Origin of the sequence: Dactylosporangium sp. NPDC051541 (assembly GCF_044454505.1) — a bacterium.
Lineage (GTDB): Bacteria > Actinomycetota > Actinomycetes > Mycobacteriales > Micromonosporaceae > Dactylosporangium.
The window spans coordinates 288,264-300,508 of the sequence record NZ_JBITDU010000010.1 but is presented as its reverse complement, the minus strand read 5'-3'; the positions used below and the strand labels follow the sequence as shown (position 1 = coordinate 300,508).

The window sequence follows — 12,245 nt, the reverse complement described above, 5'->3', positions numbered from 1 at the left end:
ACCGGCCATGGTGACCCTGGGCATCGACTTCGGCACATCCTCGACGGCCGCGGTGGTCGGGCTGGACGACGGGCGGGCCACGCCGCTGCTGTTCGGCGAGACGCCGCTGCTGCCCTCGGCGGTGTGCCTCGCGGCGAGCGGCGAGCTGATCGTGGGCCGCGACGCCGTGCAGGCCTCGCGGAGCCGGCCGGAGTGGTTCGAGGGTCACCCGAAGTCCCGCATCGACGAGGGCGAGCTGCTGCTCGGCGACCGGGCCGTGCCAGTCGCCGACGCCATCGCCGCGGTGCTGCGGCGGGTGCACGGCGAGGCGCTGCGGGTCGCCGGGGCGGCCGTCGACCGGGTCGTGCTGACCCACCCCGCGGGCTGGGGCGGGCGGCGGCGGCAGGTCCTCCTCGACGCCGCCGCGCGGGCCGGGCTGCCGCCGGCCGGGCTGGTGGCCGAGCCGGTCTCCGCGGCCTCGTTCTACGTCTACGCCATGCGCGGCGACGTGCCGCCGGGCCGGTGCCTGGTGGTCTACGACTTCGGGGCCGGGACCTTCGACGCCTCGGTCGTGCGGCGCACCGCCGACGGGTTCGCGGTGCTCGCGGCCGAAGGCCTCAACGACGCCGGCGGCCTCGACATCGACGCGGCCGTCGTCGCCCACCTCGGCGCCACCTACGGGGCCGGGCACCCCGAGGCCTGGCAACGGCTGACCGCGCCCCGGCTCCCGGCCGACCGCCGGGCGTCCCGGGCGTTCTGGGACGACGTGCGGGCCGGCAAGGAGGCGCTGTCGCGCACCGCCATGGCCACGATCTTCGTGCCGATCCTCGAGGTGGAGGCCGTCCTCGGCCGGGAGCAGCTCGACCACCTGGCCGGCCCGCTGCTGGAGCGGACGGTGGCCACGACCCGGCTGGCCGTGCGCAACGCCGGCATCGGGCCCGCCGACATCGCCGCGGTGTTCCTGGTCGGCGGGTCCAGCCGGATGTCCCTGGCGCCCACACTGCTGCACCAGGCCCTCGGCGTCGCGCCGACGGTGATCGAGCAGCCCGAGCTCATCGTGGCCGGCGGCACCCTGCACTTCCACCGGGCGACCGTCACGGCCCCCACGACGGGCCCCGTCACGGCCCCGGTCTCGGCCGTGCCCGCCGCGCCGGTGTCGATGGCGATGGCCCCGGTGTCGGCCCTGCCCGTCTCCGTCCCGCCGGTCGCACCGGTGTCGGTCCCGCCGAGCGTCCCGCCGGCCCCGCCGAACGTCCCGCCGGCCCCGCCGAGCCGCCAGGCCGCCTTGCCGCTGCGGTGGGTGCTGACCGCCGCCGCGGCCGTCGTGATCGCGCTGGCGACGACCCTGATCATCACCCAGCCGTGGCTGGGGAAGCCGATGGACACCGGGCCCGGCCAGAGCCCCACGCCGAACCGGGGCACGCCCGGGGCGCCCACCGACGACCAGCAGGCGGAGGCGGCCACGAAGGTGCCGGCGTGCGAGCGGCAGCACGGGATGACCAAGGCGAAGCAGAGCACCGGCGGCGACACGGGCAGCTGGGTGTTCAAGGGCTGCGAGTGGCCGCCCACGAAGCTGACCGACGCCGACGGCTACTCGGAGATCCGCTCCGAGCGCGAACAGGGCCCCGGCGACAGTTCGGCCTCGGGCACGAGCGCCGCGGACCGCATCGACGGCCCGTGCGACACGTTCGAGGTGTCCTACGACTACGGCCACATGGGCGAGTCGCGGCACCTGAACCCGTTCAAGGCGCCCGCGGGCGAGATCTGGATCGTCACCTACGACCGCGACGGCGAGCCGTGGACCGGCGACCGCACGACGCTGCCGTTCTACCCGGTCCGCAACGAGCTCGTGGTCCTGGCCACCGACAACTACGCCATCACGAACATCGCCTGCGCGTAACACCGGTATCGACACCTGTTCATGAGGACGGTTCGCGGCCATACTGAGCGTTCCGTGCTCGTGTCGCCGCGAACGGGAAGGACAGGCATGCGTGCTCGTCTGCGGGTGTTCAGGCCGGGGCGCGGCGTTCGCGCCGTGGGGTTTCGGGCGTTGCCGGTTGTGCTCGCCGTCCTCGTGCTGGCCGGTGGTGGGCCGGGCGCGCCGCTGACGCCGGTGGCCGGGATGCCCGGCGCGGCGGGCGGTTCGGCGGGCGGGCCGGCCGTGGTGCTGCCCAAGGTCGACTGTGCGGCCCTCGTCGGGCGGGACCTGTCGGACACGCCCGGGGCGCCGGCGGTGGTCGGGTCGGCGACGGCGACGATCTCGCCGGGGGGCTGGGCGGCCTGCGAGGTCAAGGGGATCGCGGCGCCGCAGATCCAGTTCGACGTGCTGCTGCCCACCACGACGTGGCGGCAGCGGTATCTGCAGACCGGATGCGGGGCGTTCTGCGGCAGTCTCGACTTCTTCGCCGACGCGGCGGACGGGTGCGTGCCGCTGGACCGCGGTGACTTCGTCGTGGCCACCAACAACGAGGGGCATGTCGGCGTGTCCGGGTTCGACGCCACGTTCGGCACCGACCCGCAGCTGCGCGTCGACTTCGGCTACCGGGCCGACCACGTCGTCGCGCTCGTCGTCAAGCGGCTCATCACCCTCTACTACGGGCAGGGGCCGCGGTACTCGTACTTCGACGGCTGCTCCCAGGGCGGCCACCAGGGGCTGACCGAGGCGCAGCGGTACCCGCACGACTTCGACGGCATCGTCGCCGGCGCCCCGGCGTCGTTGCTCACGTCGCTCATCGTGTGGTCGGCGGGCTGGCACGCCACGGCCAACACCGACGCGCGGGGGCGGCCCATCCTGACCGCGGCCAAGCTGCCCGCGCTGCACGCCGCCGTCCTGCGCGAGTGTGACGCCCGCGACGGCCTCGCCGACGGCCAGATCGACGACCCGCGGGCCTGCTCGTTCGACCCGCGGGTCCTGCGCTGCCCGGCCGGGAGCGACAGCGCGGGCTGCCTCACCGACGCGCAGGTCGACGCCGTCCGCAAGCTGTACGACGGGCCGCGCGACGAGCGGGGCCGGCGGATGTACCCGGGTGGCGAGCCGGTGGGCTCGGAGGCGAACTGGGCCCGCTGGGTCACCCCGACCGCGGCCGGCGACCCGGCCGTGGCCGCGGGCAACGCCACGAACGCACTGCGGTACCTCGCCTTCCCGGCTCCGCGGCCGTCGATGACGCTGGGCGACCTGCACTACGACTCGGCGACCTTCGCCGAGGTCAACCAGCAGGCCGGCATCTACGACGCGACCGACCCCGACCTGACCGCGTTCCGCGCCGCGGGCGGGAAGCTGCTGCTCTGGCACGGCTGGGCCGACCAGGCGATCTCGCCGTACGGGACGATCGCCTACTACCACGCCCTCACCGAGCGGATGGGCGGTCCGGCCGCCACACAGCGCTTCGCCCGCCTGTTCATGCTGCCCGGCGTCGCACACTGCGGTGCCGGTCAGGGGCCGGACGCGTTCGACGCGCTCACCCCCGCCCTCGCCTGGGTCGAGCAGGGCGTCGCCCCCGACCGGCTGGTCGCCGCGAAGCGCCAGGACGACACCGTCGTGCGGACCCGGCCGGTGTACCCCTACCCGACCGTCGCCCGCTACGACGGGAGCGGCAGCACCGACGACGCGGCGAACTTCGCACCGGTACCGCCGCCCGCGCGCTACGAGGACGACATCGCCTGGCTCGGGTCGTTCCGCTCCGGCTACGAGCAGACCTGCGGCTGGCGCGACGGCCGCTGGACCTGCACGCCGGCGCCACCGCCGAGCTAGCCCGGCGATCGGCGGGCGGCGGTCATCCGTGCCGCCAGACGCGCAGCGCGCCGAGGGTGACGAAGCCGGCGGCGATCGCGGGTTCGAGATCGGCTCCGTGCTCATACCCGACGAGGGGCATTCCGGGGTACCGTTCGGCGGCCGCGCTGATCGCCGCTGACCAGACGGCCGCGACGTCACCGCGGCCGGTCGCGAAGAGGTTGGAGAGCCCGACCACATCCGCGCCGCGGGTCAGCACCACACCCCCGGCGAGCGCTTCGCCGTCCCGCACCGCCAGCACAACCACCGCCGGGTCCTCGAGCAGCGCCGGCCGGAAGACGTCCGGGGCCCCGGCACCGCCGTGCCAGGCGGCCTGCCAGTCCCCGAGCCGGCTCTCCGTGACGACAGGACTGACCCGCAGGGCCGGCGCCGGCGGGACGGGGAGCCCCGCGGCACGGTGAATCCACTGGGCGCTGAACAGCTCCGTGTAGCCGTCGGCGGTGAGGTCGAGCGCGGCGAAACTGTCCTTGATCGAGCTCGCCGGCGACGCCGTGTCGATCGCGGGCAGGAAGTCCGCCGGCACCGCGTCGGGGCGCAGGGTGACGGCATCGGGGAAGTACGGCGGCGGGCGGCGGGCACTGCACCAGGCCGAGTCGCCGAAGGTGCCGGCGATGCCGTGGGAGCGGCACACCGCGGCGCACCAGACGGCATTGTTGCGGGCCGCGGCGGCGTGGACGGCGGCTATCCGTGATGAGGCCACCCGGCCAGGGTGCCAGACCGCCGACACGCCCACCAGGGGCCGGTACCGCACCCGCCGGCGTGCGTAGGCTGGCCCGCATGAGCGGCGATGAGCGTCTGCTGCGCGATGTGGTCGAGGAGCTCGCGGCGCTGAACCGGCTGGCGACGTCGCCGGGCGAGCGGGCCGCCGCCGTGCGCATCCGTGACCTGCTGCGGGAGCACGGCTGGGCGGCCGAGACCGAGCCGGAGCCGGTGTACCGCTCCTATGCCCGGCCGATCGGGCTGCTCCTCGCGGCCGGGCTCGTCGCCGGCCTGGCCGCCGGGCGGCGCGGGAGCCGGCGCGGGCGCTGGATCGGCGCGGCCGGCGGGGCGCTGGCCGCGGCCGGCATCGTCGACGACATCTCGGCCGGGCCGATGCTGGCCCGCCGCGCCCTGCAGCGCCGCCGGCTCACCGACAACGTGGTGGCGACGCTCGGCCCCGCGAGCGCGCCGCGGACGCTGTGCGTCACCGTCCATCACGACGCGGCACCGTCGGGCGTCGTCTTCGACCCGCGCCCGATGGACTGGGTCGCCCGCCGCTTCCCGGCCCTCGTCGAGGCGGCCACCGCCAATCCGCCGCTGTGGTGGCCGGTCGTGGCCGGGCCCGCGCTCATCGGGGCCGGGAGCCTGGCCCGTTCGGATCGGCTCCGCCGGCTGGGCCTGGTCCTCGCGGCCGGGTCGCTCGCCGCGATGGCCGACATCGCCCGGCGGCCGGCGGTGCCGGGAGCGAACGACAACCTCAGCGGGGTGGCCGCCGCCCTCGGGCTCGCGGCCGAGCTGCACGCCCGGCCGGTTTCGGGCCTGCGGGTCGTGATCGTCTCGGCGGGCGCCGAGGAGGCGCTGCAGCAGGGCATCATCGCGTTCGGCAGGCGGCACTTCCCGGCGCTGCCGACGGCCTCCACCTGGTTTCTCAACCTGGACACCGTCGGCTCCGGCCGGCTGGTACTGCTCGAAGGCGAAGGCCCGGTCCGCATGCGCGACTACGATCAGGCGTTCAAGGAGCTCATCGCCGAATGCGCCGCGGACGAGCACATCCCGCTGCTGCGCGGCCTGCGCTCGCGCAACAGCACGGACGGCTGCATCCCGGCCCGCGCCGGATATCCGGCGGCGACGCTGGTCTCGGTCGACGAGCGCAAGCTGCTGCCCCACTACCACCTGATGTCGGACCGCCCGGAGCACGTCCGCTACGACAGCGTCGCGGCCACGGTCCGGCTGGCGGCCGCGGTCGCCCGCCGCCTCGCACCGCGTCCCTAGACGCTAGGCCGGCGCGAGCTCGGGCCGCGCCGCCCCGGCGGCCAGGTGGTCCTGCAGCGAGCTGTGCCGGAACTGGTACACCGCACCCGCCCGGCGCAGCACCCCGTGCCGGTGGGCGTCGTCGAGGAACCGCATGAGCAGCCACGGCAGGACGCCCCGCAGCGCCAGCCAGGTCTTCGCGACCAGGTAGCGGCCCCAGACGGTCGCGCTGATGCCCGTGTATCGGTCGGCGAGCGCGAACACCAGCCCGAACCCGAGGGCCTGCAGCACCGCCGCGCGCGGGCCGTAGGCGAACCCGAAGGCGATGCCGGTCGGCACACCGACGACGATGGCGACCATCGCGCTGCGGGCGATCGCGGCGAGCGCGTCGGCCCGCCGCGTGATGCGCGGGCTGAGCACCCGGGTGACGTCGGCCGACACGTCCAGCCACAGGTTGAGCCCGTCGATCAGGCCGATCGCGACGCCGAACACCAGGCCCACGACGATCCCGAACGACGTGTTGAGCACGATGGCGACCGTGATGCCGGCCGAGAGGCCGATGAACAGCCCGACGAAGACGTGCCGGACGAACGCGCCGAGGCTGCGCCGGGCGTCGAAGGCGACCTCGCTGGGCGTCTGGCGGGGTGAGATGGTGAAGAAGCCGACGACCAGGCCGACCGCGAGCGCGGCCCCGAGGCCCTGAGCGATCGCCGGCCACAGCCCGTGGTGGGGGAAGTAGCGCAGACCCTGGGCCAGCCCGGCGAACAGCGCGATGATGCGCCCGGTCCCGAGGCCGAGCCGGCGCGCGAGCGGCAACGGCTCGTTGACTCCCACGACGACCTCCACCGCCCGGCCGAACGCGGTGTCGGCCGGGCGGCCCAGCAGCCGGTCGATGCCCGCGGTGATGAGCGCCTCGACCGTGCGCTTGCGCCGCCGTCCGACGAGCGTCGCGATGAGCGTCCAGCCGGCCGCGAACACGATGCCGGCGGCGGGGCCGAACGCGAGCCACAGGCCCAGGCCGCCGAGCACGCCCGCGAGCGCCTCGAGCACGACCCGCGGGACGGCCCGGTCCAGCTGCCACCACGCGAACTCGTCGCCCCGGCCGCTGATGTGCCGGGCCAGGAAGGCCAGCCAGCGCGAGACGTCATCGGTGTGCCACCGCCGCGCCCGGTCCCGCCGCCGCTGCCGGGCGTCCGGGTACAGCGTCGGGATCAGCTGCTCGATCAGGTGCCGGGCCAGCCGGTCCGGGTCGGCGAACTCCGCCCGCAGGAGCTCGCCCGGGTCCCGCTGGCTCTCCCCGTAGACGGCCCGGGCCAGCCACGTCATCAGCGGGGTCCGCAGCATCGCCGCCAGCGGTGCGCCGGGTTCGTCCCGCAGCCGCGCGAACACCTCGTCCCAGTCCCGCACGCGCGGCGGTGCCGTGGTCCGGGTGAGGTAGCCGATGACGCTCTCGATGTCGATCGGTTCGAGCAGCAGGGCCGCGGCCCGGTCCACGACGACGCCGTCGGCCTGGAAGCACTCGCGGTATTCGGCCTCGCGGCAGGTCAGCACCACCGGCCCCGCGCCGAGTGCGGCGTTGAGGTGGCGCAGGATGCCGGGCCGGGACTCGGCCGCGATCTCGTCCAGGCCGTCGAGGATCGGCAGCAGGCGGCCCTGGTCGACCAGCTCCTCGTGCGGGCTGAGGGTCCGATGGTCCTGGAGGTGGATCTGATAGACCTCCTCGAGGTGCTCGACCATCCAGTCCCGCAGGTGCTGGCGGCGGGGGTTCCAGGTGCCGATCGGGAACACCACCGGCACGGGGTCACCGGGCTCGCGGGCCCGCACCAGATCGAGCAGCAGCGTCAGCGCGAACACGGTCTTGCCCGAGCCCGACGGCCCGAGGATCACCAGCCGTCGCTGCGGCAGGCGGCGGAAGGCCCGGCCCGGCCCGAGCCGGCGATCCAGGACCGCGTCCCGGCCCGGCGCGGTACCCCCGAAGATCTTGTCGTCGTGATCGGACAGGTCGGACCAGCGCACGGAGAACGGCATCCGCTCCCGCAGCCGGCGCACCTCGAACTCCTCCTCCCACTCGCCTCGCACGGCCTCGGCCAGCCGCTGCGCCGCCGCGTCCAGCTCCTCCCGGGTGATGCCGGCGGTGCGGGGCGCGCCGACGAGCCACTTGCCGACCCGCTCGCCGGCCGCGAGACCGGCGGCCACGAACCCCATCAGCGCGGTGACGATCCCGGCCCACTTGGTCGCGGTGTTCACCTCGCGGGTGGCCACCAGCGCGACCACGCTGAGCAGACCCGCGACGAGGGCGCCCGCCAGCAGCCAGACGATCACCCGCCGGCGTCGAGGCGCCATGCCGACTCCCCTCCGACGACCGAGCACCGCATCCATCATCGACGACACGAGCGCCCCGGCGATAGGCCCGGGCGCCCGGGCATCGGGTTCAGTCCCCCTTCCGCGCGGGGCGGCGGGCGGCGCGGGTGGTGCGGATCAGGGACGGTACGGCGACGGCTGCGATCGCGGTCAGGGCCAGGATGAGGGCCACGGCCGGATACGGGCCGGAGAACTCGTCGAGGCGGACGAACCTGGACCAGTACCATGCCTGCACGTCCACGACCGGGACGCCGTAGGGCACCGGCTGCTCCCAGACCTGGTCGAGCAGCAGCAGCCCGGCGCACTCGGCGGCGGCGAACCAGCCCAGCGGGCGCAGGCCGGCGTGGGCGGCCGGGCTGCGGACGATCGCCGTGCGCAGGGCCGCGCCGAGCAGCAGGGCCGCGGCCAGCATGAGGGTGAGGCCGAGGAGGTAGCCGGCCCACCAGCCGGCCGCGCCGCCGTTGTGGATCAGGCCGCCCAGCGGCTGCACGTCGCGGAGGCGGCCGTCGCCGAACGAGCGGTACTCCCACTGGCGGCGGCTGCCGGTCGCGAGCACCAGCAGCGCGCCCATGGTGGCCCACGCCCCGATCCAGCCGAGCCGGGCCCGCACCCGGCCGGGCGCGACGAGCGGGTCGGCCGACGGCGGGCGGACGGCGCGGTACAGGCCGAGGATGAGGCCGGCGACCGCGGCCGCGGTGACGACCCACAGGCCGGCCGCGCTGTACTGCTCGCCGTAGCCGCGGTCGCCGTCGGAGAACGAGAACGCGTCGCCGTCATCGCGGGTCAGGCCGAGCACGAGCAGCGCGACGGCGCCGCCGCCGGTGGCGAGGACGGCCGGGCCGAGGGCGCGGTGGGCCGGGGCCGCGCGGCGCCCGGGCGCGCCGCCGACCGCGACGCCGATGACCATGGTCAGCAGGATGAGCACCGACCTGGGCAGCAGCGGCGTGAGCAGACCGGAGACCAGCGGCGGGCCGTAGTCGTCGTCGAACTCACCGGTCAGCAGGCCGAGCACCCCGAGGGCGGCGATGACCGTGCACGCTATGAGCGGCCAGCGGCCTCCGGGCAGTACCACTGCCTCGTCTTGCGGCTCTGGAACGGGCGCGGTCGTCGGCTCCGGCTCCGGTGCGACGGGCGGTGGAGGTGGCGGCGGCGGAGGTTCAGGAGCGGTCAGGACGGTGGGTACGGTCGCGGCCGGCAGCGGCCCCGGGTCGGTGATGAGGCTGCCGTGGGCGACGACGAGCTCCGGCTGCTCCAGCACCACCGGGGCGATGCCGAGCGCCTGGTGCAGCAGCGTCGCCACGAGCGGCACCCGGCTCGCCCCGCCGACCAGGAAGACACCGGCGAGCCGGCCCGCGGTGACGTCGCTGGCGAAGAGCGTGGCCGTGGTCAGCGCCACCGTCCGGTCGATCCACGGGCGGGCCAGGGACTCGAACTCGGGCCGGGTCAGGTGCAGGTCGACCTCGTAGAGCGGGATCGCCAGGCCGGTGCTGGTGGCCCGGCTGAGCAGCTCCTTCGTCGAGCGGGCGTCGTCCCACAGCACGCGGCGGTGGCGGCGGTCGGCCACGGTCGCCGGGCGCTCCAGGCGCTCCCACAGCTCCGGCGCCCGCGCGGCGACGAGGGCCCGGGTCCAGCCGACGACCGCGGCGTCGAGGTCGATGCCGCCGACGTCGTCGAGGCCGCTGGCCGCGGCGACGTGCCAGCCGTCGCCGACCCGCCGCACGACGCTGATGTCGAAGGTGCCGCCGCCGAAGTCGTAGACGACGACCGCGTGGCCGTCGGGGACGCGGTGGCCGAGGACGCCGGTGAAGTACATGGCCGCCGCGACCGGCTCGGCGACCAGCGTGGGCTCGGCCAGGCCGGCGTTGCGGGCCGCGGCCGTGAGCAGGCCCCGGCGGGCCGCGCCCCAGCCGGCCGGATGGGTCAGCACGGTACTGCCCGGTGGCCCGCCGAGGATCCGCCCGGCCTCCTCGGCCACCCGCCGCAGCACCGACTCGATCAGCCGCTCGACCGGCACGTCGTGCCCGCCCAGCAGGACGCTGCCCTCGTCGATGCGGCGCTTGGGGTGCGGCTCGTAGGCGGCGGGCTCGATCCGGGCGCTGCGCTCGGCGTCCCGCCCGACGAGCATCGTCTCCTCGCCGGTGAGGTACACCGCCGACGGCATGAGCGGCGAGGCCTCGAACAGCAGCGCGTCCGCGCGTCCGCCGGGGCGGCCGAGCACGGCGACGGTGTGCGAGGTGCCGAAGTCGATCCCGAGTCGTACGGTCTGCACTGTGTCGACCTCCATGACGACGTTGCCTGGCTAATGGAGCGCCTCGGCCCGGTCCTGATACATCGCGGGGCGAACACCGAAGATGGGCCCGCGGCCGCTCGACGGTCGCGGCCAGGCGCGGGACGGCCGGGGCGCCGATCTCGACCGGGATCGGCATCGCCGCGCGAGGGCCTCGAGGGCCGGAGCGATCCCGAGCTCGGTGAGCGCGGCCGGGCGCAGGCCGTGCGCGATCTCGCGCAGCTCCCGGGTCACGTCGACGAGGGCCAGGTCGCTGCGGCGCAACGCCTCCAGCGCGGTCGCGTCGGCGGTCCCGTCGAGCCGCCCGACGGCCTGGCGCAGATACGCGGCGGCGACCGCGAGGTTCTGCTGGGCCCCGTCGTGCCGGTCCTGGCCGAAGCGGCGGCGCTCGCGAGCCGTCCTCGGCCTTGAGCGTCAGGCCGACGACCCCGAGGGGTGACCCCGCCGGCCGCCAGCAGCGCCGGCCCGACCGGCGCCCGCATTCCCACACTGCGTGTAGCCGATCCCGGCAACCATGTCATCACCTATCGATGTTGATCATTTGTACGGCTATCATCGGCCGATGCGGACGGTGGTTGCGCTGAAGGAGCTCTTCTCGGCCGAGGGGCGGCGGGACCCGTACCCCTTCTATGCCGATCTGCACCGGCAGGGCCAGGTCGCGCCGCTCGACCCGGCCGTCGACCGATACTCGGTCGTCGTGCACGGGTGGGAGGCCGTCGAGCGGGTGATGCGCGAACCGGCGTTCCGCATCATCGACGCCGCCTACCTGGACCAGCTGGAGCGCCGCGCCGAGCCGCTGTGGCGCCGGCGGCTGTCGCTGCGGGTGCTGAAGCAGTCCGTCTTCTTCCTCAACCCGCCGGACCACGCGCGGATGCGCCGGCCCCTGGCCCAGGCGTTCTCGGCGCGGCGGGTCGCGCAGCTGGAGCCCGCGATCGTCCGGCACATCGAGCGCCGCCTCGACCTGATCGAGGAGCTGGGCGCCGGCGGGAAGCCGGTGGACTTCATGGCCACCTTCGCCTATCCGCTGCCGAGCGACGTCATCGGCGAGCTGGTCGGCGTGCCCGAGGAGGACCGGGCCTGGTTCCCGTCCCAGTCCGAGCCGTTCTCGCTGGTGCTCGAGCCGGGGCCGCAGCAGTGGCGATACCTGCAGGCGGGCGACAAGGCGGCGGCCGAGCTGACCGCCTACTTCGAGCGCCTGATCGCGGCCCGCCGGGCCGCGCCGCGCGACGACATGGCCAGCGCGCTCGTCCAGGCCCAGGCCTCCGGTGCGGCCGACTTCAGCGACGCCGAGCTGGTGAACAACCTCGTCGGGCTCTACAACGCGGGCTTCCTCACCAGCGTCCACTCGCTCGGCAACGGCCTCGTCCTGCTCCTCGACCGGCCCGACGCCCGGGCTGAGCTGCTGGAGCGGCCCGAGCTGGCGCCCGCCTACGTCGAGGAGACGCTCCGCTTCAACACGCCGGTCCAGTTCAGCGTCCGCTGGGCGCCGGAGGACACCGAGATCATGGGCGTGCCGGTGCCGGCCGGCAGCGAGGCGCTCGTCCTGCTCGGCGCGGCCAACCGGGACCCGCGCCGGTTCCGCGACCCGGACGTCTTCGACCCCAACCGGCCCGACGTCGCCACGATGACGTTCGCGGTCGGCCCGCACTACTGCCTGGGCGCGGCGCTGAGCCGCCTGGAGCTCCAGCTGGCCCTGCCGATGCTGCTGCGCCGGTTCCCGAAGCTGGCCCTGGCCGACCGGCCGCGCACCCTGGACCTGCTGACCTTCCACGGCTACAAGGAGATAGCGGTCACGATCGCGTAGGCCTCCGGCGGGAGCCGTCATGGGCTCGCCGAACTGTCACCAATCCGACCGCGGGCCGGCTCCGAATACCGTGC

General features: G+C 75.2%; 7 protein-coding genes and 1 pseudogene. 4 read left to right on the top strand and 4 right to left on the bottom strand.

Features of this window, described 5'->3' with window-relative positions; genetic code table 11:
* Positions 1-7 precede the first annotated feature (7 nt).
* Together ACIA8L_RS37835 and ACIA8L_RS37830 are read left to right on the top strand one after the other, a co-directional pair.
* Positions 8-1,879: an Hsp70 family protein gene (locus ACIA8L_RS37835; protein ID WP_395912199.1), complete on the top strand. Its 1,872-nt coding sequence runs from the start codon at positions 8-10 to the stop codon at positions 1,877-1,879.
* 159 nt (positions 1,880-2,038) lie between these two features.
* Positions 2,039-3,730, top strand: a complete 1,692-nt coding sequence (locus tag ACIA8L_RS37830; RefSeq protein ID WP_395912330.1) for a tannase/feruloyl esterase family alpha/beta hydrolase — start codon at positions 2,039-2,041, stop codon at positions 3,728-3,730.
* Between the two features lie 22 nt (positions 3,731-3,752).
* On the opposite strand, the gene ACIA8L_RS37825 is transcribed toward ACIA8L_RS37830, so the two are convergent.
* On the bottom strand, positions 3,753-4,469 hold the full coding sequence (locus ACIA8L_RS37825) for a hypothetical protein (RefSeq protein ID WP_395912197.1): 717 nt from the start codon (positions 4,467-4,469) through the stop codon (positions 3,753-3,755).
* A 77-nt stretch (positions 4,470-4,546) separates the two neighbouring features.
* Here ACIA8L_RS37825 and ACIA8L_RS37820 point away from each other — a divergent pair, with 77 nt between their 5' ends.
* Entirely contained in the window at positions 4,547-5,740 is a 1,194-nt protein-coding gene (locus tag ACIA8L_RS37820; RefSeq protein ID WP_395912195.1) for a M28 family peptidase, read from the top strand.
* A 3-nt stretch (positions 5,741-5,743) separates the two neighbouring features.
* Here ACIA8L_RS37820 and ACIA8L_RS37815 read toward each other — a convergent pair whose 3' ends face one another.
* The 3 genes and pseudogenes from ACIA8L_RS37815 to ACIA8L_RS37805 form a co-directional block, all read right to left on the bottom strand.
* Positions 5,744-8,062 (bottom strand): NACHT domain-containing protein, encoded by a 2,319-nt coding sequence (locus ACIA8L_RS37815; protein WP_395912194.1) that lies wholly within the window; start codon positions 8,060-8,062, stop codon positions 5,744-5,746.
* Between the two features lie 88 nt (positions 8,063-8,150).
* A complete protein-coding gene (locus ACIA8L_RS37810; RefSeq protein WP_395912192.1) occupies positions 8,151-10,364 on the bottom strand; it encodes an Hsp70 family protein in 2,214 nt (737 codons plus the stop codon).
* 15 nt (positions 10,365-10,379) lie between these two features.
* Positions 10,380-10,745: pseudogene (locus ACIA8L_RS37805) on the bottom strand (hypothetical protein); the annotation flags it as partial.
* A gap of 184 nt (positions 10,746-10,929) precedes the next feature.
* Here ACIA8L_RS37805 and ACIA8L_RS37800 point away from each other — a divergent pair.
* Positions 10,930-12,171 (top strand): cytochrome P450, encoded by a 1,242-nt coding sequence (locus ACIA8L_RS37800; RefSeq protein WP_395912190.1) that lies wholly within the window; start codon positions 10,930-10,932, stop codon positions 12,169-12,171.
* Positions 12,172-12,245: the final 74 nt, after the last annotated feature.